General features: G+C 68.1%; 19 protein-coding genes and 1 riboswitch. Of the genes, 16 read left to right on the top strand and 3 right to left on the bottom strand.

What is annotated here, in order from left to right; translation table 11 throughout:
- Window positions 1–11: 11 nt before the first annotated feature.
- The 6 genes from IM689_RS09320 (at window position 12) to IM689_RS09295 (ending at window position 6,034) form a co-directional block, all read left to right on the top strand.
- Window positions 12–704, top strand: coding sequence for an EcsC family protein (locus IM689_RS09320; RefSeq protein ID WP_193643765.1), 693 nt, complete (start codon window positions 12–14; stop codon window positions 702–704).
- A 102-nt stretch (window positions 705–806) separates the two neighbouring features.
- Window positions 807–1,190 (top strand): YkvA family protein, encoded by a 384-nt coding sequence (locus IM689_RS09315; RefSeq protein WP_047311425.1) that lies wholly within the window; start codon window positions 807–809, stop codon window positions 1,188–1,190.
- A 71-nt stretch (window positions 1,191–1,261) separates the two neighbouring features.
- Window positions 1,262–2,248: a DUF4192 family protein gene (locus IM689_RS09310; protein ID WP_193643764.1), complete on the top strand. Its 987-nt coding sequence runs from the start codon at window positions 1,262–1,264 to the stop codon at window positions 2,246–2,248.
- Window positions 2,249–2,361: 113 nt separating this feature from the next.
- A riboswitch (SAM riboswitch) is annotated at window positions 2,362–2,471 on the top strand.
- 36 nt (window positions 2,472–2,507) lie between these two features.
- Window positions 2,508–3,686: a homoserine O-acetyltransferase MetX gene (gene metX / locus IM689_RS09305; protein ID WP_193643763.1), complete on the top strand. Its 1,179-nt coding sequence runs from the start codon at window positions 2,508–2,510 to the stop codon at window positions 3,684–3,686.
- Between the two features lie 65 nt (window positions 3,687–3,751).
- Complete coding sequence (locus IM689_RS09300; protein ID WP_047311427.1) at window positions 3,752–4,108, top strand: universal stress protein; 357 nt, start codon at window positions 3,752–3,754, stop codon at window positions 4,106–4,108.
- A gap of 258 nt (window positions 4,109–4,366) precedes the next feature.
- The gene (locus IM689_RS09295; RefSeq protein ID WP_193643762.1) at window positions 4,367–6,034 is read left to right on the top strand and encodes an RNA polymerase sigma factor; all 1,668 of its coding nucleotides are present in this window, start codon (window positions 4,367–4,369) and stop codon (window positions 6,032–6,034) included.
- A 244-nt stretch (window positions 6,035–6,278) separates the two neighbouring features.
- On the opposite strand, the gene IM689_RS09290 is transcribed toward IM689_RS09295, so the two are convergent.
- The 3 genes from IM689_RS09290 to IM689_RS09280 are packed head-to-tail and all read right to left on the bottom strand — an operon-like array spanning window position 6,279 to window position 10,638.
- Window positions 6,279–8,519, bottom strand: coding sequence for a transglutaminase family protein (locus IM689_RS09290; protein ID WP_193643761.1), 2,241 nt, complete (start codon window positions 8,517–8,519; stop codon window positions 6,279–6,281).
- Window positions 8,516–9,595, bottom strand: a complete 1,080-nt coding sequence (locus IM689_RS09285) for a DUF58 domain-containing protein (protein ID WP_193643760.1) — start codon at window positions 9,593–9,595, stop codon at window positions 8,516–8,518. Before IM689_RS09285 ends, IM689_RS09290 begins: the two co-directional genes overlap by 4 nt.
- Before the next feature lie 41 nt (window positions 9,596–9,636).
- Window positions 9,637–10,638 (bottom strand): AAA family ATPase, encoded by a 1,002-nt coding sequence (locus IM689_RS09280; protein WP_193643759.1) that lies wholly within the window; start codon window positions 10,636–10,638, stop codon window positions 9,637–9,639.
- A 418-nt stretch (window positions 10,639–11,056) separates the two neighbouring features.
- Here IM689_RS09280 and mraZ point away from each other — a divergent pair, with 418 nt between their 5' ends.
- The 10 genes from mraZ to murC all read left to right on the top strand — a co-directional run bounded on the left by mraZ (window position 11,057) and on the right by murC (window position 23,004).
- Window positions 11,057–11,488, top strand: coding sequence for a division/cell wall cluster transcriptional repressor MraZ (mraZ, locus tag IM689_RS09275; RefSeq protein WP_118913114.1), 432 nt, complete (start codon window positions 11,057–11,059; stop codon window positions 11,486–11,488).
- Between the two features lie 152 nt (window positions 11,489–11,640).
- Window positions 11,641–12,612 (top strand): 16S rRNA (cytosine(1402)-N(4))-methyltransferase RsmH, encoded by a 972-nt coding sequence (gene rsmH, locus IM689_RS09270; protein WP_225911182.1) that lies wholly within the window; start codon window positions 11,641–11,643, stop codon window positions 12,610–12,612.
- Window positions 12,613–12,722: 110 nt separating this feature from the next.
- Window positions 12,723–13,313 (top strand): hypothetical protein, encoded by a 591-nt coding sequence (locus IM689_RS09265; protein WP_193643758.1) that lies wholly within the window; start codon window positions 12,723–12,725, stop codon window positions 13,311–13,313.
- 82 nt (window positions 13,314–13,395) lie between these two features.
- Entirely contained in the window at window positions 13,396–15,207 is a 1,812-nt protein-coding gene (locus tag IM689_RS09260) for a peptidoglycan D,D-transpeptidase FtsI family protein (RefSeq protein WP_227484714.1), read from the top strand.
- A complete protein-coding gene (locus IM689_RS09255) occupies window positions 15,204–16,616 on the top strand; it encodes a UDP-N-acetylmuramoyl-tripeptide--D-alanyl-D-alanine ligase (RefSeq protein ID WP_193643756.1) in 1,413 nt (470 codons plus the stop codon). The genes IM689_RS09260 and IM689_RS09255 overlap by 4 nt, the downstream gene beginning before the upstream one ends.
- The gene (gene mraY / locus IM689_RS09250; protein WP_129663020.1) at window positions 16,613–17,701 is read left to right on the top strand and encodes a phospho-N-acetylmuramoyl-pentapeptide-transferase; all 1,089 of its coding nucleotides are present in this window, start codon (window positions 16,613–16,615) and stop codon (window positions 17,699–17,701) included. Before IM689_RS09255 ends, mraY begins: the two co-directional genes overlap by 4 nt.
- Window positions 17,698–19,203, top strand: coding sequence for a UDP-N-acetylmuramoyl-L-alanine--D-glutamate ligase (gene murD / locus IM689_RS09245; protein ID WP_406565492.1), 1,506 nt, complete (start codon window positions 17,698–17,700; stop codon window positions 19,201–19,203). The genes mraY and murD overlap by 4 nt, the downstream gene beginning before the upstream one ends.
- Window positions 19,200–20,465 (top strand): putative lipid II flippase FtsW, encoded by a 1,266-nt coding sequence (gene ftsW, locus IM689_RS09240; protein WP_129663024.1) that lies wholly within the window; start codon window positions 19,200–19,202, stop codon window positions 20,463–20,465. Before murD ends, ftsW begins: the two co-directional genes overlap by 4 nt.
- Entirely contained in the window at window positions 20,462–21,565 is a 1,104-nt protein-coding gene (gene murG, locus IM689_RS09235) for an undecaprenyldiphospho-muramoylpentapeptide beta-N-acetylglucosaminyltransferase (RefSeq protein WP_193643754.1), read from the top strand. The genes ftsW and murG overlap by 4 nt, the downstream gene beginning before the upstream one ends.
- A complete protein-coding gene (gene murC / locus IM689_RS09230; protein ID WP_227484668.1) occupies window positions 21,562–23,004 on the top strand; it encodes a UDP-N-acetylmuramate--L-alanine ligase in 1,443 nt (480 codons plus the stop codon). Before murG ends, murC begins: the two co-directional genes overlap by 4 nt.
- Window positions 23,005–23,135: the final 131 nt, after the last annotated feature.

The following is a 23,135-nucleotide window of genomic DNA, read 5'->3' as shown; positions in this document are numbered from 1 at the left end:
AGGATCAGCCCATGTTCGGATTCGGTAAAGACAAAGACGACAAGCAAATTGAGCCGGCTCAGGGCTCGAACGGCACCTTCGATCGCGCCGCCAACTCCCTGGCCCAGCACCTCATCTCCACCGGCATCGACGGCGTCGCCACCTTCGACTCCGCGGCGAAGGTGGCCGACGAGGCGTTGAAGAAGAACGGTTCACGCGAAGCCGCGGTCGACGCCATCGTGCGTTCACACACGAAGCTCGCGGGTGCGAACGGGTTCGTCACCAACCTCGGTGGCTTCATCACGATGCCCGTGGCCCTGCCCGCCAACATCGTCGGCTTCTACACCGTTGCCACGCGCATGGTGGCCTCCATCGCGTACCTGTACGGCCACAACCTGCGCGACGAGTCGGTCCGTTCGGCCATCCTGCTCGACCTCATCGGCGCCGATGCCACGCAGGTTCTCAAGGGCATGGGTGCGTTCAGCGGCGGTGTCGCGACGAACGTTGCGACCCGTCGTCTTCCCCCGGCGGCGCTCGCGGTCGTCAACAAGTCCGTCGCGTTCCGCCTGGGCACGCAGGTCGGGCGCAAGTTCCTCTCGCGCATCCCGCGCGTCATCCCGGTTGCGGGTGGCTTCATCGGTGCGGGGCTCGACGTCATGCTCCTGCGCAAGATCGCCGACGCGGCGCGCAACGACTTCATCGCGGCCGTGCCGCCCACGGCCTGACGCTCCGCCGATCGTGACGACGCCGGCGCCCGCGGAATGCACCGCGTGGCGTCGGCGTTGACGCTTTGTTCACCTGAACGCTCGTCAACCGGAGGCACTTCGATGGCACGTCCCACCTCGCTCGGTCGCCGCGTCACCCGACTCGCTGGCCTGAAATCCCTCGCTGCTGCAGTGACGGCGGCGTCCGCCGCCGGAGGTCCCTCGCTCACGACCCGCCTCAGCGCACTTCCGCGCCTGGCTCGCGCTGTGCGCTCCGGTTCGTACCGGGGCGTGAGCACCGCGCAGCTCGCGCTGCTCACGGCTGCTGCGGCCTACGTCGCCTCGCCGGTCGATCTGCTGCCCGAGGCGCTCCTGGGAGTCGTGGGTCTTGCGGACGACGCCGCCGTCCTCACGTGGCTGGCGAGCTCGCTCGTGCACGTCACCGACGACTTCCTCGACTGGGAGAAGCGCACAGGTGTGACGCTGGCGGGGGAGCGCGTGCGCTGAGGACGCCCTTGTCCACAGGCGCCAGCGCCTCGCACTGGTCGTGAGAAGTGTGGTCATGGCTTCGTGAAGCCATGACCACACTTCATCTCTCGGGCATGGGCCCGCTGCTCGCCCTCATGCCGTACGAGTTCGGCTTCGCTCCGACGGCGTCCCTCGTCGTCACGTTCATGGACGGCGGGCGAGTTGCGGGGGCTGCCCGCTTCGACGAAGCCGTCGTCACCCCGGAGCACGTTCACCACGTGCGCGATCGCGTCGTCGAGGCGTCGAATCGTCTCGGCACGAGTGGCGTCGTCGTCACGGCCTACCAGTGCAGTCCCGGCGTCGATCTCGACCTGGTCACGCGGGCTCTCGCACCGGCCGTCGAGGTGGAGCACGCCCTCGTCGTGGCCCCTGACGTCTGGTGGGCAACGACGTGCACCAAAGGCTGTTGTGACGGTGCACTGGCCCCAGTGCCGACTGCCGCCGATGTGCCCTCCCTCGCATCGGCCCTCGAGGGACGCCTCGAACCGGCGTTATCGCGTGATGAAGCCGTGGCCGCCCTCCGCGCGGTTTCGCCACTGGCCCAACGGGCCGTCGCCGACCTGCTCGTCGGGCTACCGGGCGAGACCGGCCGGGTGCGCGCGGCCTGGCGTGAGGTGGCCTCAGGCTCCGGGCACCCCCACAGCACTCGCGAGCGTGAGGCTCTGGCGCTCGTCGTCGACGCCATGCCCGATCCACTCCTGCGCGACGAGATGGTGTGGAGCGTCGTGCCCGAACTGGCCGCGGGAGCCCGTACCACGCGGCAGTGCTGGTCCGAGCCGGTGAGTTCGCAGCGCCTGTTGGAGATCCTCGTCGCCGTGCCCGAGCCGGCGCGAGCCCATTGGCTGTGTCTCGTGGCGCTCGCGCGCTGGCGGGAAGGGGAGCGGCCCAGCGCTGTGCTCGCCGCCGCCGAGGCCCAGGAACGGGGCGCGCGCCTACCTCTCGTCGACCTCGTCGTGAGGATGACCTCCTCCGGCATGGCGTACGAGGACTTCCTGCGGCCGGCGAGGCCGAATCGTGCGGCGCGGCGCCGTCGCTGACGTCGTGGCGACGAGGCGAGAGAGTGCGGGCAGCCACCGGGCCGGCGCTTCACATCGTGGACATCAGCAGGGGCCTTCCTGGCGCCTTCGCTGCACTCGCCCTAGTCTCGGAGCGTCAAGAGTCTCAGTCACACAAGCCCCGGCTGACTGAGCGGCAACCCTCCACCGCGGTGGGGTGCCCCGGGTGACGACAGGGCCGTGAACGCTGCGGCAAGCGCGGACTCGCCAGTCGCTTCGGCGAGTCCTTCGAGGAGGACACATGGCGAGCTCTCATTCAGCGCACGTCGCACCGGCCGCTACGCGTCCTGTGCAGGCGCCGAGTGGGTTCAACGCGCAGGCACGAGCCGTCGCTCTGGGAGACGTCGTTCTCGAAAGTGGCCGCACGCTGCCGGACGTCGTCATGACCTACGAGTGCTGGGGCGAGTTGAACGACGACGCGTCGAACGTCGTCCTCGTCGAGCACGCGCTCACGGGTGATTCGCACGTCGTCGGCGATACTGGCGACGGGCAGCCCACCCCGGGTTGGTGGCCAGGAATCATCGGCCCCGGCGCAGCACTCGACACCGACGAGTACTTCGTCCTCGCCATCAACGTTCTCGGTGGATGCCGTGGCAGTACCGGCCCCATCTCGCTCGCTCCGGACGGCGAGCCCTGGGGCGGACGTTTCCCGCAGGTGACCGTCCGAGACCAGGTCCGCGCCGAAGCGGCGTGCCTCGAAGCGCTCGGTGTGCGACGCCTGCACGCCGTCATCGGAGGCTCCTTCGGGGGGATGCGCACGGCCGAGTGGGTCGCGGGGTTCCCGGACCGCGTCGAGCGGGCATTGGTCGTGGCGAGCAGTGGCTGCGCGACCGCGGACCAGATTGCCTGGGGTCACACCCAGGTCGTCGCCATCACGTCCGACCCGGAATTCCGCGACGGCGACTACCTGCGTCACGGCACGTTTCCCACGAACGGCCTCGCGTTGGCCCGCCAGATCGCTCACGCCTCGTATCGCAGCGCAAGCGAGTTCGAGGCACGGTTCGGCGCCGAGCCCCAGCCAGGTGAGGACCCGCTCGAGGGCGGTCGCTTCAGCGTCGAGGGCTACCTCGACCACCACGGGGCCAAACTCGCGCGACGCTTCGACCCGCTGGCCTACGTGCGCCTGACGCAGGCCATGGCGACCCACGACATCGGGCGAGGACGCGGCGGGCTCGACGCGGTGCTGGAGGCGTACGAAGGAGAACTCCTCGTGGCCGCAGTCGACTCCGATCGACTCTTTCCCGTGAGCGCATCGACGCGGATGGTGCGCGCCTACGGTCGCGGACGACTGCGCATGATCCACTCGCCCTACGGCCACGACGGATTCCTCATCGAGGCCGACCAGATCGCGTCGCTCGTGCAGGAACTCGTCCAGCGTCCGTTGCGCGGAACACCGCGGCTCGTGCGCGGCGTCGCTTGAGTGGCCCACCGCAGGGGCCTCGGGTAGCGTGACGGCAGATTCCGAATTTCGCGAGTGAGGTCGCCATGTCCGTCATCGTCAGTTTCGCGCCCGGCCCCGAGGGCGAAGCCGCCCTCGCCGAGGCAGCTCGCCAGTCGAAGGATCTGGGTCGCCCGCTCATCGTGGTGTGCACGGTGCCCTCGGACGAGGCCCGCACCGCGGCCCGCAAGGCGGCCGAGGAGTACACGGGCGCACAGGTCGTCGATGTGCAGGACGGCGCCGACGCCGTGGAATCCATCCTCGAGGAGATTTCCCGCGTGCAGCCCGCCCTGCTCGTCATCGGGCTACGCAGGCGCACCCCTGTCGGCAAGTTGATCCTGGGCACGAGTGCGCAGCGCTTGTTGCTCGACGCCCCGTGCCCCGTGCTCGCCGTCAAGCCCTGAGGCTCCCGAACGCCCTTCAGTTGCTGAGATGGCGGCCGATGCGGGGCAGGGAATGAACGTCAATCGAAGCTCGTTGAACCCCGTGATTCTGCGGTTTCGTCCGTCGAGTTTTATAATGGGTGAAGAAGCGGTCACCACCCGGAGCGCCAAGCGCGGGGTTTCGTGATCGCACTCCTCGTTCCGGTGTCGCTTCGATCGTCGCTGCCCTGCGGCCGACGACGGCGACGCATTACTTTCGGAAGGTAGTTGGTGACGACAGTGTCGAAGACCACGCAGCCCCCCGCACTTCCCGCGGATGTCGACCACCCGGCTCTGGCAGCTCTGTTCGAATCGGGTCGTGAGACGGGCTCGGTGGACAGCGTCGCATTGAAGGACGCGATCGAAGAGGCACAGGTGTCGTCCGCCAAGCAGAAGTCCGTGTTGAAGGCGCTGGCCGCCGAGAACATCGAGGTCGTCCTCGACCAGGCCCACGCCGAGCAGGCCGTGGCCACCACAGCCGGACGTCGTAAGACGGCCGCGAAGAAGACGACGGCCAAGAAGGCCACCGCGAAGTCCGCTGCGGCCAAGACCACTGCGGCCAAGAAGACCACCGCCAAGAAGGCGACGGCGAAGACCGCGACCGCGAAGGTTGCGGCTGTCGAGGAGTCGAGCGAGGCGGACGAGACCGCCAACGAGGCTCCCGCCAAGAAGACGACGGCCAAGAAGGCTGCCGCGAAGAAGACCACGGCCAAGAAGGCTGCCGCCAAGACGGCCACGGCCAAGACCGCGACGGCGAAGACCGCGACGGCGAAGAAGGCTGCTGCGAAGAAGGCAGGTAAGGCCGCCGACGAGCCCGAGGTCGACGAGGTCGAGCCGGTCGACATCGCGGCCGAAACCGGTGACGATGTCGAGACGCCCGAGCAGGCCTCCGACAGCAAGGCCGGCGACACCTCCGAGCCGGAGGACGAGAAGGGCGGCTTCGTCCTGCGTCAGGGCGACGAGGACGACGCTCCTGCTCAGCAGGTCGTCACGGCAGGCGCCACGGCAGACCCGGTCAAGGACTACCTCAAGCAGATCGGTAAGGTCGCGCTGCTCAACGCCGAGCAGGAGGTCGAGCTCGCCAAGCGCATCGAGGCCGGCCTGTTCGCGGAGCAGAAGCTCGACTCCGGCGACAAGATCGACATGAAGCTCAAGCGTGAGCTGTGGTGGATCGCCTCGGACGGCAAGAACGCCAAGAACCACCTCCTCGAGGCCAACCTGCGTCTCGTCGTGTCGCTCGCCAAGCGCTACACCGGTCGCGGAATGCTCTTCCTCGACCTCATCCAGGAAGGCAACCTGGGCCTCATCCGTGCGGTCGAGAAGTTCGACTACACCAAGGGCTACAAGTTCTCGACCTACGCGACGTGGTGGATTCGTCAGGCCATCACCCGCGCCATGGCCGACCAGGCGCGCACCATCCGCATCCCGGTGCACATGGTCGAGGTCATCAACAAGCTGGCCCGCGTCCAGCGCCAGATGCTCCAGGACCTGGGCCGCGAGCCCACCCCGGACGAGCTGGCCAAGGAACTCGACATGACCCCCGAGAAGGTCGTGGAGGTCCAGAAGTACGGTCGCGAGCCGATCTCTTTGCACACCCCGCTCGGCGAGGACGGCGACAGCGAGTTCGGTGACCTCATTGAGGACTCCGAGGCCGTCGTTCCGGCCGACGCCGTGAGCTTCACGCTCCTGCAGGAGCAGCTGCACTCGGTGCTCGACACGCTGAGCGAGCGCGAAGCGGGCGTCGTCTCGATGCGCTTCGGTCTCACCGACGGTCAGCCGAAGACGCTCGACGAGATCGGCAAGGTGTACGGCGTGACGCGTGAGCGCATCCGTCAGATCGAGAGCAAGACGATGAGCAAGCTGCGTCACCCGTCGCGCTCGCAGGTTCTGCGCGACTACCTCGACTGAGCAGCGGCTTTACCGCCGAAGGGCGCATCCCATGGGGGATGCGCCCTTCGGCGCTCGAGCGTCCGTGGAACCCTTCACGCCGACGGATGGTGGGTTTGGCTGAAGACGGCAGGGATATCGGTCGCATCTTCGGCCGAACACACCATCATCCTTCGTCCGCGTGGCATCGAACGCAGGATCGGCGCGAAAACGGACGAGCCCGGCTCCACACGTCAGGGGAGAGCCAGGCTCATCTCGTGTGGCGTCAGGTGCGGTTCCGGCGGCCGAGTGCCGTGAGGTAGGCGCGACCCGAGGCAGGGGCGAGGAGGGCCTTCACCCGCGCGCCCAACGACGCTTCGTCCCGTGCGGCCCGGACCACCCGGTCACACGCTGACGCCTGGGACCGGCCCGTCGTCGGCGCGTAGCGCGAGGCCTCCATACCTGAGCACGCTCGCTCGAGGGCCTCACGCACCGTGGTGCCCGACTCCGGGTTGTCCCGGGTGAACGCCTCTGCGGTGGCTCGTGGCGACAAGCCCTCCGGCGTCGTGTAACCGAGATCGCGCAGCGACCAGAGCATGGCGTGCCACGCTCCCTCGTCACGTTCGCGATCCGTGGATGCCGTACGGGTGACTTCCTGGCGCTTACGTCGACCCGCCAGGGGCAGGGCCGACGCGAGCAGCGCGACCAAGGCGAGGCCCCCCAGCACCGCGAGCACGCGGGCCCAAGGGAAGGAGTCCGAGTCGGGCTTGGCCGGCTGGGTCGTGCTCGACGAGGTGCTCGTCTCGCTCGACGGGCGCACGCTCGAGGTGGACGAGGACGTGCTCGTCGAGCTCGTGGGCGCACTCGAGGACGAGGACGCCGACGAGTCGCCGGTGGGGGTGTCCGGCGCGTAGGGCGGCGGCGCACCCGAACGCAGGCCGGGCGTCGGGTCGAAGCGCGTCCACCCCATACCGGGGAAGTAGACCTCCGCCCAGGCGTGGGCGTCCGCAGCTCGCACCTCGTACGTGCCGCTGCGCTCCGTGCCGGGCAGGAAGCCGATGGCCACACGCGCGGGCAGCCCCATCTGCCGCGCTCCCATGACCATGGCAGTCGCGAACTGAGTGCAGTAGCCCCGTCGCGTCTCCAGGAAGTTCGACAGCGGATCGAGCTCGCGACCGTTCTCCGAACGGGTCGGGGCCAACTTGAGCGAGTACGTGAACGACGGGTCGGTACGCAGATAGCGCTGCAGCGCGACGGCCTGCTCGAACGGTGTTCCCGCGTCGGCGGCCCCGGAGGCCTGATTGAGCCGAGTGATGCGCTGCTTCGCCGCCTCCGGGAGTGTTGCGGTGTCGAGATCCTTCGCCGTGACACTGCCACCGACTCCCGCGCGCCCGTTGCTCGTGGGTCGTGCGGCCGCCGTGTACTCGCGGTAGAGCACAGAGTAGGCCGGCGCGGGCTGCGACAGGAACGGCACACCGTTGTTCGTGCCGACACGGAAGGTCGGGTTCGCAGAACCGAAGTTGGCCGCACGCAGCTGCGCAGGCGCCGCGACGAACGGCGGTCGCATGCCGTTGAGGGTCACGGACATGCGTTCCGTGCGCGCCGGCATCGAATCCTCGGCGCCGGGGTTCGGCAACTCGGTGTTGGGACGGGCATCGGTGAACGGGCCCGACGACTCGGCGCGCCAGACGCCGTCAGTGTAGGAAGAGCTCGTCGTGGCACGCAACGGCGCAGGAGTGGTTGCCTGGGTCGTGTAGGTGAGCACGGGCGCGGCGTTGCGAGAGTTCAGGCTCTTGCTGAGGTCGAGCGTCTCGGAGAAGTCGACCGAGTTGTTGACGCCCTGTGCTCCGCCCTCGGCGAGCGCGGGGGTGGCTCGCTGTGGCACTGAGGGGGCCAGGACGAGAGCCGTGAGTACGGCAACCGCCGTCATGGCGGCGAATACCGGCAGGGAGCGCATGAGGCCGGTGCGCAAGCTCGAGCCTTCGGCGAAGGACGCTGCGAGGACGACGAGGGCCCAGGCGATCGCCGCCGTGACGAAGTAGCGCGCGCGAAGGGTGTCACCGAGTGCGGTGGTGGCCAGGATGAAGGGCGCCGCCACCGGGAGGACCGTGAGCATGGGCATACGTGCGGTGCCGCCCACGTAGTCGACGACAAGCGTGACGAGACCCGCGGCGAGAGCCAGCATGACGAGGACGCCGAGCATCGCCGGCAACGGAGCGACGGAGGTGTTCGCCGCTTCCTGGGCAGAGGCGGCCGTTGCCTTCACGGACGCCGCAGTGAGTGACCCTCCCTTGGCGACGAAGACTCCCAGGGTGGCGACGGCGAGTGCGACGAGCTGTGCCGTCACGATGAGAGCCGGCGTGCGGTGTGTGAAGCGGCACAGAGCGCCGACGAACCACACGAGAGCGGCGACGGCGAGAGCGGGCCCCACGAGGGCAGAGCTGCTCGTCAGTTCCACCAGCGGCCAACTCGCGGCCAGCGCGAGGAGCAGGAGGGCGACTTCGGAGGGGAGTTGACGACTCTTCATCGAAGATCACCTCCGGACATCGCGGGGTACAGGGACTCGGCGATGGAGTCGTAGGGGGAGATGGCGACGGCGTCCCAACCCAACCGGGTCAGTTCGTTCGCGCCGTGCTCCGCGCTCGCGCCGCCCACCCAGGCGAACGCCGGGGAGTGGTGTGGGGCCGGGGGGAAGTGATCGGCGCTCGTGTGCAGGAAGAGCAAGGTGGGGCTCTCCTCGATGGTCAAACGGTCGGGCAGACTCTCACCGGCGCGAGCCAGGGCGTCGAGAATGTCGTCATGGTTGTGGTACTCGCGCTCGCCGACGGTCGCAAGGGTTGCGAGGTTGTGGTTCTCGAGCTCGGTGCATGCCGAGGCCGCTGCGCTGATCAGCCACTCCCACGACTCGTTGGTGCCGGGTCGTGGCACGTTGCCGAGCACGACCACATGGATGCGGGGCTGGGCCGGCGGGTCGAACTGACGCACCATGAGCTCGCCCCGGTGCGCCGTGGCGGGCCAGTGCACGGTGCGCAGGTCGTCGCCCTGGACGTACTCGCGGATGCTGGCGCCGGGTCGCCCGGCGTGGGTCGCGTGAGCGGAGATGACGGTGTCGTCGCCGTCACCCTGAGCGACGGTTTGCGGCGTCTCGAGACTCACCGTGTGGGCGCGCACGAGCCAGGTCGAGGCACGGCCCTGCTCGAGCGACGTCTCGAAGAGGCCGAAGGGATCGGACGCGACGAGTCGCGCCGGTCCACTCGTGAACGACCCACGGTGACGTGCGGTGACGTCGTAGGCCGCCCGACCCCCTTGAACCTGCGAAAGGGGCCACCTCGCCACGCCGTGGCGGGTGAACGTGTGTGGCTCCTCGAGCGTCGTCTCGATCCATCCCGCACGCCGGGCCTTCACGCCGAGCGTGATCTGCCCCTCGTCACCGACGCTGAGGCGCTCCGGGGGGCCGTGACGGGTCACGTCGACCCGACCGGTCCGAGCGGCGACGGCGATGAGGAAGGCCAGCAGCGCCAGCACCAGGACGAAGATGCCTGCACGCACCACATCGGTGAAGCCTGAGGCCGCCCCCACGACGACGAGGAGTGCCCCCGCCACGAGGACGAGCAAACCTCGGCGGGTGGGGCGCGGCAGCGACTTCACCGGGAGGCGCGCTGGGTCGGCACGCGCACGCCGGCGATGACGTCGGCGACGACCTCGCTCGCGCTGAGGTCGTTGCGGCCGCGGCGCAGAAGCACGCGGTGGCCGAGCACGGCCGGTGCCATCGCGGTGACGTCTTCGGGGATGACGTGGTCGCGGCCGGCGAGTGCGGCGTGGGCGCGCGCGGCGCGCAACAGCTGCAGGGACGCACGCGGGCTGGCGCCGAGGCGGACGCTCGAGTGCTCGCGTGTGGCGGAGACGACATCGACGACGTACTGCCGCAGTGCGTCACTCGTGTGAAGACGGGAGATCGCACCCACGCAGGCGGCGATCTCGGCGGCGCTCGTCACCGGACGCAGAACGCTGAGGGGATCGGTGACACCGTGGTGCTCGAGCATGTCGAACTCGGCTCGGGGCGAGGGGTAGCCCATGCTCACCTGCGCCATGAAACGGTCTCGCTGCGCCTCGGGCAGCGGGAAGGTTCCGTCCATCTCGACGGGGTTCTGCGTGGCGACGACCATGAACGGGTCGGGCAGCGCACGCGTCGTGCCGTCGATCGTCACTTGGTGTTCTTCCATGGCCTCGAGCAGCGCAGCCTGCGTCTTGGGGGACGCGCGGTTGATCTCGTCGCCGATGACCACGTTGGCGAAGACGGCGCCGGGACGGAAACGGAACTCGCCGCTCGTCTGGTCGTAGATCGTCACGCCGGTGATGTCGCTCGGAAGCAGGTCGGGCGTGAACTGGATGCGGCGCAAGGACGCGTCGACAGAACGGGCCAGGGCTTTGGCCAGCACCGTCTTGCCGACGCCGGGCACGTCCTCGACGAGCAGGTGCCCTCCGGCGAAGAGCACCGTCGTGGCCACCCGGACGACGTCCGGCTTGCCCTCGATGACCTGCTCGACGTTGCGTCGCACAGCGTCAGCCGTCGCGATGACGTCGACGCCCGAGCGGCGGCGGGAAGCGGGGGCGGGGTAGCCGTGATCGCGTGACGAGGTGTCCATGCAAACCGATCTTGCCAAATACGGCGGCACCCTGTCCTGCACAGGCACGTGGGGATGGTCGAAGGTGAGCCTTCCCACGCCACTCCACCCTGCTCCACCCCGTCCTTCACCGCGCTCCCCACTTCGCCCCACGAGGCGTGAGTCCGCTGTGGAGCGCGCTTCGTCCTTGGTGGAATATCGCGGAATCCCGCGGAAGTCCGTGCGGTCCATTCGCCGTGGAGCGTCGTGGGGCAAGCTTCTGCCGGGTCTGGCGCACGATTTTCCTCCACCGCACTCCACCCGTGAATTTCCTTGCAATCACTGGGACGCTTCGCCAACTCGCCGGTTGATTCCGGGCAAGGGGGGAGACTTTGTGGGGTGAAGTGGAGTAGAGTGGGGGGCATCGGATCGACGTGTCGGTGACGGGAGGTGCCCAGCCGTGTTTCTGGGTACCCATTCGCCTCGACTCGACGACAAGGGCCGCATGTTCCTTCCGGCGAAGTTCCGCGAACGTCTCGCCGGCGGGCTGGTCATGACTCGAGGACAGGAACGCTGCCTCTACGTCTTTCCGATGGCCGAGTTCGAGCGCATCGCCACGGCGATGAACACGACGCCTGTCACCTCGCGTGCGGTGCGTGATTATCAGCGCGTCCTGCTCTCGGGGGCCTCCGACGAGATCCCCGACAAGCAAGGACGCGTGACGATCCCGCAGCTGCTTCGTGACTACGCAGGTCTGTCGAAGGAATGCACGGTGATCGGTGCGGGTAACCGCATCGAGATCTGGGACACGCAGGCGTGGAACGACTACCTCGCCGGCGCGGAACAGCCGTTCGCCGACCAGGCGGAAGAGGTCGTTCCGGGGCTGCTGTAGCCCTCTGCGTCCAGGTCTCCGGCCGCTGCTTTCCGGCACACCTTCCCCGGTGCCGGAGCGTAGCGGCGGGGGCCCTGGACGCAGAGTCGCAGCGGCCCGACCACCACGCACGAGGACCGACGTCCGACGACCCGAGCACTGAGGGAGTGAACATGCGAGACGAGTTCGCGCCCGCCGCCGATCGTCACGTTCCCGTCATGCTCGCCGAGATTCTCGACGTTCTCGCCCCGGCCCTCGAGCGTCCGGGAGCTCTGTACGTCGACGGCACGCTCGGGATGGGCGGCCACGCCGAAGCCGTCCTCGAACGCTTCCCCGAGGCAAGCGTCGTCGGAATCGACCGTGACGCGCAGGCCCTTGAACTCGCCGGCGAGCGTCTGGCTCGCTTCGGTGAGCGCTTTCGCGGCGTTCACGCCGTCAACACGGAGCTCGCAGACGTCCTCGACGGGCCGGCCGACGCGATGCTCTTCGACCTCGGCGTCTCCAGTTTCCAGCTCGACGAACTCGAGCGAGGCTTCTCCTACCGCGCTGACGCGCCCCTCGACATGAGGATGGACCAGTCGAGCGCGGGGCAGACGGCGGCCGACGTCCTCAACACCTACTCGCAGGACGAGCTCGAGCGCATCCTGCGCGTCTACGGCGAGGAACGCTATGCGCGCAAGATCGCCCACGCCGTCGTCAAGGAACGCGAGAAGCAGGCGTGGACCACCTCCGCGCGGCTCGTCGAGATGCTCCGCTCCGTCATTCCGTCTGCCTCGCAGCGTCAGAGCGGTCACCCCGCCAAGCGCACCTTCCAGGCTTTGCGCATCGAGGTCAACGACGAACTGCGTGGCTGGGAGAACACGGTCGACACCGCGCTCGACACCCTCGCCGTCGACGGTCGACTCGCCGTCCTGTCGTTCCACTCCCTCGAAGACCGCATCACCAAGCAGGCATTCGCTCGGGCGTGCCGTTCCACCGCACCGGCAGGGCTTCCGGTGGAGCTGCCCGAGCACCTTCCCGAGTTCGAGCTGCTCCTGCGTGGCGCCTCGACTCCCTCAGCAACCGAACTGGAGCACAACTCGCGTTCCGCCTCGGTGAAACTCCGTGCCATCCGTCGTACCCGACCGAAAGGAAGCCAGTCATGAGCCAACTGGCCGCCCCCTCCCGCGCACCCCGTTCCACGCGCGCGAGTTCCCGACCGGCACGCACGACGAGGCGCCCGGCGCCCGCGTCTCGCGCGGCGGCCATTCGTCCGGTGCGTGCCCGGACGGAGACCGTCGCGGGCAAGCGTCCGGTCTCGGGTTTCATGGCGCTCGTCTTCGTCTTCGCGTTCGTTTCGGCGCTGTCGTTGCTCCTGCTCAACACGATGCGCGCGGAGCAGTCCTTCACGCTCAACAAGCTGCGCAGTGATGTCGCGACGCTCGATGACCGTCAGCAGGGTCTCGACAGCGAGATCTCCGCGGTCTCGGCACCCGAGCACCTCGCGGTGAAGGCCGAGGAGTACGGCATGGTCCGGGCCGAGCAGGTGCGCTACGTGAACCGCACCACGGGCAAGCAGGTCGGCGTGGCGACTTCGGGCCAGGCAGGTCAGCGTCTTAGTGTGAACACGCTGTCGACGACCCCCGCGAGCAAGGCGGCGGCCGACGTGCTCGACAGCGGCACCATCGGACTGCACATCACGGATCCGGTGGCCAAGGCGAAGGCCGCGGCGGACGCGAAGGCCAAGGCCGACGCCGCCAAGGCGAAGGCTGAGGCGGATGCGAAGGCCAAGCAGGCCAAGTCCAAGGACGCCAAGGCGAAGGGCAGCGACGCGAAGTCCGACGCCACGAGTACGACCGGGAAGTAAGAGCAAGAGCTTTCGTCCGCGACGAGGGGAATCCGTGGAACAACGTCGCAGGCCGGCGCCCTCGAAGGCGCGTCCGGTGCGTATGTCGCGACCGGCCGAGGCGCGTCTGCGCGCCGTCGGTCACCCCCGTCGTCGTACCCGCACGATGCTGGCCGTCTTCGCCATCATCCTGTCGTTGTTCACCTGGCAGCTCGTCAAGGTTCAGTGGATCCAGGCGGACGAGATCGCGCAGAAGGCCACCAACAACCGTCTGACGACATCGAAGGTCCCCGCAGCCCGTGGTGAGATCACGGATTCCGCCGGGACGGTGCTCGCACGCAGCGTGGAGCGTCGCGACGTCGCCGGTGACCCGGTGGCCGCGAAGTCGTTCCGGGAGCGCTCGACCAACGGCAAGCCCAAGGGCATCGACGGCGTCTCGCAGGAATTGGCTCGCATCCTCGGGGGAGACGCAGCCGAGATCCGGGCCACGTTCGAGCGCGCCGATGCCCGCGACAGTCGGTTCGTCTACCTCGCCAAGGACATCAGCCCCGCTCAGTGGAGCCAGATCCGGGCGCTCGACCTGCCCGGAATCACGTCCGAGCAGGTGCAGAAGCGCGAGTACCCGCAAGGCACGGCCCTCGCTCCGTTGCTCGGTTCGGTCAACGCACAGGACGTGCCCGGTGGCGGTATCGAGCAGATGCTCAACACGACCTTGCAGGGCAAGGCCGGCCTGCACCAGGTCGAGCGTGCACGCAACGGCTCCGAGATCGCGACGGGTGAGAACCTCGACCGCAAGCCGGTTGCGGGCCGTGGTGCCAAGCTGACGATCGACAGCGACCTGCAGTGGTTCGCGCAGAACGAACTCGCCGCACAGGTGAAGTCGTCGAAGGCGGTCTCGGGCGAGATCGTCGTCGCGGACAAGGCGGGCAACATTCTCGTGGCGGCGAGCTATCCGAGCTTCGACAACAACGACATGTCGACGGCCAAGTCCGAGAACCTGCAGAACCGTGCCTTCACGGACACCTTCGAGCCCGGCTCCACGCAGAAGATGGTGACTGCCGGCGCCGTCCTCGAAGAAGGCATCATGACGCCGAAGTCGCATGTCGAGGTGCCGCCGAGCCTGAAACGCGCGGGACGTCCTTTCCACGACTCGCACCCACACCCCACCGAGTACCTGACGCTTGCCGGTGTCATCGCGCAGTCCTCGAACATCGGCACGATCCTCGCGGGGGAGAAGCTGCCCAAGGAAAAGCTGTACACCTACATGAAGAAGTTCGGGCTCGGGGAGGCCACCGGGATCGGTTTCCCCGGCGAGTCCACGGGCATCGTGCCGAAGGTCTCGACCTGGAAGGGCGACACCTGGTACACGATCATGTTCGGTCAGGGGCTCGCGAGCAGCGCTGTGCAGCAGGTCGGGCTGTTCCAGGCGATCGCCAACGGTGGAGTGCGTGAGCCGCTCAAGCTCGTCTCCGAGGTTCAAGGCGGCGACGGTGCGATGCAGCCCTACACGGACGAGCGGAAGTCGACGCGCGTTTTCAGCGCGAAGACCTCGAAGGAACTCGTCGGCATGATGCAGGGTGTCGTGACGAAGGACGGCAGTGCGCCGAAGGCGGCCGTCCCGGGCTACGACGTCGCAGGCAAGACGTCGACGGCCGAGCGCTACGACTCGGTGAAGGGTGGCTACGACGGCGTGACCGCAGGTTTCATCGGTATGGCGCCGGCCAAGGATCCGCAGCTCATCGTGTCGGTGACGCTGCAGCGTCCGCAGGCGGGAACATTCGGTGGTGACCTAGCGGCTCCCGTGTTCTCCAAGGTGATGGCCGAGGCGCTGCGCCAGCGTAAAATACCGCCGAACAAGAGCGACAAGCTTCCGTTCCCGATCAAATACCGCTCAGAGGAGTCGACGTCCAAGTGATCGAATTTTCGCTCGACGAGATCGCACGCATCACCGGAGGTCACCTCGTCGGTGCCGACGCCACGGTGAGCGCATCCGTCGTCACGGACTCCCGCGAGTGCGTGCCGGGCAGCCTGTACGTCGCTCGCGTCGGTGAGCACGCGGACGGGCACGATTACGCCTCGGCCGCACGGGACGCCGGTGCCGTCGGCGTGCTCGGTGAGCGTGCTGTCGACATCCTGCCGACCGTCGTCGTCGAGAACTCGGAGCTTGCCTTCGCCAAACTGGCACGCGGCGTCGTGGATGCGATTGCCGACCTCGAGATCGTGGGCATCACGGGGTCGTCCGGCAAGACCTCGACCAAGGATCTCCTCGGGGCCGTCCTTGCCCGGTTCGGCCCGACGGTGGCACCCCACGGCTCGCTCAACTCGGAGGTCGGTGTTCCCCTCACGGTGTGCCGGCTCGGTTCGAACAGCCGTTACCTCGTGGCGGAGATGGGTGCCTCCGGCGTCGGTCACATCGAGTACCTGACGAAGATCGCCCCGCCGAAGGTGGGCATCGTCCTCAACGTCGGCAAGGCGCACATGGGTGAGTTCGGCTCCGTCGACGCGATTGCGCAGACCAAGGGTGAACTTGTCGAAGCCCTGCCCGAGGACGGTTTCGCCGTGCTCAACGTCGACGACGAACGCGTGCGCGCCATGGCCTCACGGACGAAGGCCACGGTGGTCCTCGTCGGTCTCGGAGAGGACGCGGACTACCGCGCGACGAACGTCGAGGTCGACACCTCAGGTCGCGCCTCCTACGACCTCACGTGCCCGGCCGGTACGGCGCGTGTGCGCCTTGCCGTGTTCGGTGAGCACCAGGTCGGCAACTCGCTCAGCGTCATTGCAGCGGCTGTCAGCCTGGGGCTCGATCTCGACACCGTGGTGGAGGCGCTGGCCGCCGCCGGAGCGACCTCTCGCTGGCGCATGGAGGTTCACGAACTGCCGGGCGACATCACGCTCGTCAACGACGCCTACAACGCCAACCCCGACTCGATGCGTGCCGCGATGCGCTCGCTGGCCCACATGGGACGCGAGCGTCACAGCATCGCCGTGCTCGGCGAGATGCGTGAGCTGGGGGAGACCTCCTTCGACGAACACGCCGGTGTTGGTCGTGAGATCGCGGCCCTCGGGATTGACGAGGTCTACGTCGTCGGCGCGGGTGCCGCGCCCATCGCCGTCGGGGCACGTGAGGCCGGAATGGCGGCCGAGCGCGTCCACGAGGTCGAGAACGCGGACGCGGCGCACGACGCACTCGTGCGCGATCTGAGCGCGGGCCGCATCCTGCTGCTGAAGTCGAGTCGTGACTCGGGTTTGCGTCTGCTGGGCGATAGGTTGGTCGAGGAAGCCGGAACGTCCGCGTTTCCCGCAACGGAGGTGACCGCATGAAGGGCGTCCTCATCGCGGCCATCGTGTCGCTCGTCGTCGGGCTTTTCGGCACCCCCATGTTCATCAAGTTCCTGGTGCGCAAGGGGTACGGCCAGTTCATTCGTGACGACGGCCCCACGACGCACCACACGAAGCGTGGAACGCCGACGATGGGTGGAGCGGTCATCATCGCCGCGAGCCTTCTCGCCTACGGAACGGCCCACCTCGTCACCATGACGCCCGTGACGGCCAGCGGCATGCTCGTGCTGTTCCTCATGACGGGCCTCGGGCTCGTCGGTTTTGCGGACGACGCGATCAAGATCACCAAGCAGCGATCTCTGGGTCTGACGTCCGTGCAGAAGCTGCTCGGCCAGACGCTCGTGGCGGTCATCTTCGCGGTGTTGGCCCTTCAGTTCCGCAACGACGCCGGCCTCACCCCCGCCAGCTACAACATCTCCTTCGCGCGCGACTCGAACGTCTCGCTCGCCCTCGGCGGCACGGTCGTCAGTCTCATTCTGTTCGTCATCTGGGCGAACCTGCTCATCGCAGGGACGTCGAACGGCGTCAACCTCACGGACGGGCTGGACGGTCTGGCCACCGGCGCCAGCGTCATGGTGTTCGGCGCGTACGTGCTCATCGCGATCTGGCAGTTCAACCAGAACTGCCAAAACGGCCTCGCCTCCAACGCGGCCAAGTGTTACGACGTGCGTGATCCCCACGACCTCGCCGTCGTCGCCGCAGCCCTCATGGGTGCCTGTTTCGGCTTCCTGTGGTGGAACGCGACACCGGCCAAGATCTTCATGGGTGACACCGGCTCGCTCGCCCTCGGTGGCGCACTCGCCGGCCTGGCCATCACGACGCGCACCGAGTTCCTCGTCGTCATCCTGGCGGGTCTGTTCGTCCTCGAAACCCTCTCGGTCATCCTTCAGGTCGGGTCGTTCAAATTGCGCCGCAAACGCATCTTCCGGATGGCGCCGTTGCACCACCACTTCGAGATGGTGGGCTGGAACGAGATCACCGTCGTCATCCGCTTCTGGATCATCGCCGGCCTGTGCGTGGCCTTCGGCCTCGGAATCTTCTACGCGGAATGGAACGTCAACCAGTGACCGACAACGAGCTGTGGCCGCTCGACCCGAGCTACGAACCGTTCGGGGGCGAGCGTGATCTGACGCATCGTGACGCCGACTGGTCCGGCCTCTCGGTCCTCGTCGTCGGACTCGGCGTCAGTGGCTTCGCCGCCGCCGATGCGCTGCTCGAACGAGGGGCGAACGTGCGCGTCGTCTCTCGCGACAAGACCGACGTCATGGCCGAACGGGCCCAGATCCTCGAGGTGCTCGGCGCCGAGATCGCGTTCGGTGCGGAGCACATGACGAGTGCGCCCCAGGGCACGCAGCTCGTCGTCACCTCGCCTGGCGTCCCTCCCACCGATCCGCTCATGACGGACGCCGCGGATCGCGGCATCCCCGTCTGGGGGGAGGTCGAGCTCGCGTGGCGCATGCGCCCGCGTGAGGGCGCGGCCCCGTGGATCACCATCACGGGGACGAACGGCAAGACGACCGCCGTCACGATGCTGGAGTCGATCCTGCAGGCCCAAGGTCTGCGCGCTGTGGCCGCGGGCAACGTCGGCATGCCGATCATGGAGGCCATCCTCGATCCGCAGCCGTTCGACGTCATCGCCGTCGAACTGTCGACGTTCCAGTTGCACTGGTCGCGCAGCGTCTCGCCGTTCGCGTCATGCCTGCTCAACGTCGCGCCCGACCACATCGACTGGCACGGCTCGTTCGAGGAGTACCGCCGGCAGAAGGGACGCGTTTTCGAGCGCACCCAGGCTGCCTGCGTCTACAACGTCGACGACCCGACGACGGAGGCGCTCCTCGAGGAGGCCGAGGTCGTCGAGGGCTGTCGTGCCATCGGCTTCACTCTCGGCACACCGGCTCCGTCGATGGTCGGAATCGTCGAGGACGTGCTCGCCGACCGCGCCTTCGTCGAGGAACGCCGCACGAGCGCGGCGGAACTGGCCGTCCTGCGTGATCTCGGCCCGAACGCTGCGGCGCCGCACTACGTCGCCGACGCACTGGCCGCAGCGGCGCTCGCCCGTAGTTACGGCGTCTCACCCGCCGCCGTGCGCAAGGGGCTCATGGACTACTCGCCGCAGCCGCACCGTATGGCGCTCGTCGCGACGCTCGACGGCGTGCGGTACGTCAACGACTCCAAGGCCACCAACCCGCCGGCCGCGGCCGCGTCGCTGACGGCGTACGAACCTGTCGTCTGGATCGCTGGCGGCCTGCTCAAGGGCGCCGATGTGAGCGAACTGGTCCGCGACAACGCGACGCGTCTTCGCGGGGCTGTGCTCATGGGACGTGACCGGGACGCCATCGCGCGTGCTCTTGCCGAGCACGCCCCCGACGTTCCCGTGGAGATCGTCGAGGAGAGCGAACCCGAGGCCGCGATGACGCAGGCGCTCGAACACGCGCGAGGCATGGCGCAGTCGGGGGACACCGTTCTGCTTGCCCCTGCTGCAGCTTCGTTGGACATGTACGCCTCCTACGGTGCGCGCGGTGAAGCGTTCACCCGCATCGTCGAATCCCTGGGTGGCGCTGACGCATGACGACCCGCACACCCTGGCGTGAGGAGACCTCACAGGACGTGTGGGGTGAGCGACTGCGACGGCGACTGGGCTGGCTCGAGTCGCCTCTCGCGACGTACTACCTGCTGCTCGGCTCCACGTCGGTGCTCGTCGTGCTGGGCCTCGTCATGGTGCTGTCCGCCTCGAGTGTCCAGTCGTACATGCGCGGTGGATCGGTTTTCTCGCAGTTCACCAACCAGTTGATGTTCGCCGTCATCGGCCTCGTGGCTGCGGCGGTGTTCAGTAGGCTGCCGACACCGTTCCTCAAGAAGGTCGCCGGCATCTTCTTCCTGCTCGCCGCAGCGATGCAGGCCGCCGTGATGATTCCCGGCGTCGGAGTCGAGGTCCTGGGCAACCGGAACTGGCTTCAGGTCGGTGGGCTGCGAATCCAACCGTCGGAGATCGGCAAGATCGCCATGATCCTCGTCGTCGCCGTCATCCTCGACAACCGTCGGGCTCAGCTGTACGACTTCAAGAAGTCGGTGTTGCCGACGTTCTGGTTCGCAGGTCTGCTCGCCGGTCTCGTCATGGTCGGGCGCGACCTCGGCACGACGATGGTCTTCGCCGTCATCTACCTGGGGATGCTGTGGGCCGCGGGTGCCAAGGGATCCTGGTTCGCCTGGCTGGGCCTGGGTATCGCGGTGCTCCTTCCCGTCGCGGTCATGACGAGCGGTAACCGCACCTCGCGCATCGGTGCGTGGCTCGGTGGCTGTGACGCTCCGAGCGACATCGATGTCGCTGCCTGCTACCAGAAGATCCACGGCTCCTGGGCTCTGGCCGACGGTGGCCTGTGGGGCCTCGGCCCCGGCGCCTCGCGCGAGAAGTGGGGCTGGCTGCCGGAGGCGCACAACGACTTCATCTTCGCGATCATCGGCGAGGAGCTGGGCCTGCCTGGCACGCTCGCCGTCCTCGCGCTCTACCTCGTCTTCGCGTACGCCTGCTACCGCCTCATCGCGCAGTCCACCGACATGTTCGTGCGCGTCGCCACCGCAGGCATCATGATGTGGATCTGCTTCCAGGCCGTCGTCAACATCGGCTCCGTTCTCGGCCTCCTGCCGATCGTGGGTGTGCCGTTGCCCCTCGTCAGCGCCGGTGGTTCCGCTCTCGTCATGACGCTCGTGGGCATCGGGATCCTTCTGTCGTTCGCACGCCGCGAACCACGGGCTGCCGAAGCCCTGCGCGCCAAGCCCCGTCTCGTCCGCCGCACGATGGCGGTCCTGCCCAACCGAAAGGGTCGCTCATGACCACCCTCGATCGCGTTCTGCTCGCCGGTGGTGGCACCGCCGGTCACGTGTCTCCGTTGTTGGCCACCGCGGAGGAGATCACCCGCCGTCACCCCGATGCGGTCGTCACGGCTGTCGGCTCGCCGGGTGGGCTCGAGGAACGCCTCGTGCCCGAACGTGGATTCGCCCTCGCGTTCGTGCCGAAGGTGGCCTTCCCGCGCCGTCCGAACGGCGCAGCCCTTCGCTTCCCGGCCGCCTTTCGTGGCGCACTGCGCGAGGCCGATCGTCTCGTCGAGACGCACCGCCCACAGGTGATCGTCGGGTTCGGCGGGTACGTCTCGACACCGATGTACCTCGCGGCTCGCAAGGCCGGCGTGCCCTTCGTCATCCACGAGCAGAACGCCCGCCCGGGCCTGGCGAACAAGCTCGGCGCGCGCTGGGCCGAGCACGTCGCGGTAACCTTCCCCTCGACGCCGATGAAGGACGCCGAGGTCGTCGGTATGCCGCTGCGCCGAGAGATCACCGAGATCAAGCCGGCCATGTTGCGTGCGGAGGGTCTCGAGCACTTCGGCCTCGAGCCGGGCCGCCCGACCGTGCTCGTCACCGGTGGCTCGCTCGGTGCAGTGAGCCTCAACGAGGCCTTCCGCGCTCGTGTCGAGCAGCTCACCGGCGCCGGCATCCAGATCCTCCACGTCACCGGACGGGGCAAGGGCTTCGAGGTTCCCGAACAGACGGGCGGTGCCCGTTACGTCGTCGTCGAGTACGTCGACCGCATGGATCTCGCCTACAGCGTCGCCGATCTCGTCGTGACGCGCAGCGGCGCCGGCATGGTGAGCGAACTGACGACGGTCGGCCTGCCCGCCGTCTACGTGCCGCTTCCCATCGGCAACGGAGAGCAGAAGCTGAACAGCCGCGACGTCGTGGCGGCCGGCGGTGGCATCGTCGTCGACAACGACGACTTCACGCCGGCCTGGATCGACGAGAACCTCGTGCCGCTCGTGCGTGACGAGGAGCGCCTCGCGGCAATGCGCCGCGCAGCCGCCGGTCAGGGCCACGCCGATGCCGCGGGCAAGCTCGTCGACCTCGTTGAGGACGCCGCCTCGACGTCGAAGGGGGCATGAGCATGGGCAACGGTGTGAACGAGAGGTTCGACTTCTCCGAGTCCCTGCCCAACCTCGCCGACGTCCCGCACGTGCACATGATCGCCGTGGGCGGCTCAGGTATGTCCGGCGTTGCGAGGCTCTTCCTGGCTGATGGTGTGCAGCTCAGCGGATCCGACAACGTGGAGCTCCCGGTGCTCGACGACCTGAGTGCCCAGGGTGCTCGTATCGCTGTCGGGTACGCGGCAGCGAACCTCGCCGAGGTGCCGGACGGCGCCGTGGTCGTCGTCTCGAGCGCGATCAACGAATTGAACCCCGAACTCGTCGAGGTGCGCCGCCGCGGCCTGCGTGTCCTCCACCGTTCGCAGGGTCTGGCCATGCTCATGCAGGGCCGCCGCGGTCTCGCCGTCGCCGGCGCGAACGGCAAGACGACGACGAGTGGCATGGCCACCGCAGCGCTCACCGCGCTGGGGGAGAAGCCGTCGTTCGCAATCGGCGCCAACGTGGCCGGCCTCGGCGTCAACGCGGCACCGGGGGAGGGCGACGTGTTCGTCGTCGAGGCCGACGAGAGCGATGGTTCCTTCGTCGTCTATCACCCGGACGTCGCGATCGTGACGAACATCAAGGACGATCACCTCGACTTCTACGGCACGTCCGCGAACCTCGCGAAGGCGTACGAGATCTTCGCGGCAACCATCGCGACCGACGGTCTTCTCGTGGCCTGCGCCGACGACGACGGCAGCCGCGCGCTGGCGGACGAGCGTCGCGAGGCGGGAGCGCGCGTGCTCACGTACGGGCGTAGCGACGACGCGGATGTGCGCATCGTGAGTGAACACGGTGCCGGATTCGCCTGGGGTGCTCGTGTGGCACTTCCCGGCGGGCGGGAGGTCGATCTTGCTCTCGAGGTGCCCGGCGCACACAACGTCCTCAACGCCACCGGCGTCCTCACGGCCCTCGTCGAGGGGCTGGGCATCGATGCCGAGCGCGCGGCGCACTCGCTCAGTGCCTTCCGCGGAACGTCGCGCCGCTTCGAGCCCCGCGGCGAGGCCGCGGGCGTGCGGGTCGTCGACGATTATGCCCACAATCCCGGCAAGCTCGAAGCGCTCGTGCGCACCGCTGACGCCCTTAAGGAGTCGGGCCGGCTCTTCGTCGTGTTCCAACCGCACCTGTACTCGCGGACGCAGAACGCCGCTCTCGGTCTCGCGGAGGCGCTCGACGGTGCCGACCGTGCTCTCGTCCTCGACGTGTACGGGGCTCGTGAGCAGCCGGTCGAGGGTGTCTCGGGTCGCCTCATCACCGATGCGATGACGTCGGGTGTCGCGACGTTCACGCCGACGGCCGACGATGCGCTCGCCGTGCTTCTGGAGGAAGTTCGCTCGGGCGACCTCGTCGTGACGGTCGGAGCCGGTGACATCACGCACCTCGGCCCACGCATCCTCGAGAGCCTGGAGCGGCGCTAACCCTCAACTTGATGATGAGACCCTCTTTCCCCGTCGTGACGGGGAACGAGGGTGTTTTCATCACGAATGTCCGGGGGAGTGGGCCACGGCGGCGGATCGCGTTGTCGTGCGCGGGCGAACCCGGAATCCGC

Source organism: Dermacoccus barathri, from assembly GCF_015070805.1.
Classification (GTDB): Bacteria; Actinomycetota; Actinomycetes; order Actinomycetales; family Dermatophilaceae; genus Dermacoccus; species Dermacoccus abyssi.
The sequence above is the reverse complement of the archived record's forward strand: the minus strand, read 5'-3'. Positions and strand labels throughout refer to the sequence as shown.

Coding starts and splice junctions, on each gene's coding strand:
- IM689_RS09320 (WP_193643765.1), top strand. CDS start 12: ATGTTCGGATTCGGTAAAGACAAAGACGACAAGCAAATTGAGCCGGCT.
- IM689_RS09315 (WP_047311425.1), top strand. CDS start 807: ATGGCACGTCCCACCTCGCTCGGTCGCCGCGTCACCCGACTCGCTGGC.
- IM689_RS09310 (WP_193643764.1), top strand. CDS start 1,262: ATGACCACACTTCATCTCTCGGGCATGGGCCCGCTGCTCGCCCTCATG.
- metX (WP_193643763.1), top strand. CDS start 2,508: ATGGCGAGCTCTCATTCAGCGCACGTCGCACCGGCCGCTACGCGTCCT.
- IM689_RS09300 (WP_047311427.1), top strand. CDS start 3,752: ATGTCCGTCATCGTCAGTTTCGCGCCCGGCCCCGAGGGCGAAGCCGCC.
- IM689_RS09290 (WP_193643761.1), bottom strand. CDS start 8,519: ATGAAGAGTCGTCAACTCCCCTCCGAAGTCGCCCTCCTGCTCCTCGCG.
- IM689_RS09280 (WP_193643759.1), bottom strand. CDS start 10,638: ATGGACACCTCGTCACGCGATCACGGCTACCCCGCCCCCGCTTCCCGC.
- rsmH (WP_225911182.1), top strand. CDS start 11,641: ATGCGAGACGAGTTCGCGCCCGCCGCCGATCGTCACGTTCCCGTCATG.
- IM689_RS09260 (WP_227484714.1), top strand. CDS start 13,396: ATGTCGCGACCGGCCGAGGCGCGTCTGCGCGCCGTCGGTCACCCCCGT.
- mraY (WP_129663020.1), top strand. CDS start 16,613: ATGAAGGGCGTCCTCATCGCGGCCATCGTGTCGCTCGTCGTCGGGCTT.
- ftsW (WP_129663024.1), top strand. CDS start 19,200: ATGACGACCCGCACACCCTGGCGTGAGGAGACCTCACAGGACGTGTGG.
- murG (WP_193643754.1), top strand. CDS start 20,462: ATGACCACCCTCGATCGCGTTCTGCTCGCCGGTGGTGGCACCGCCGGT.
- murC (WP_227484668.1), top strand. CDS start 21,562: ATGAGCATGGGCAACGGTGTGAACGAGAGGTTCGACTTCTCCGAGTCC.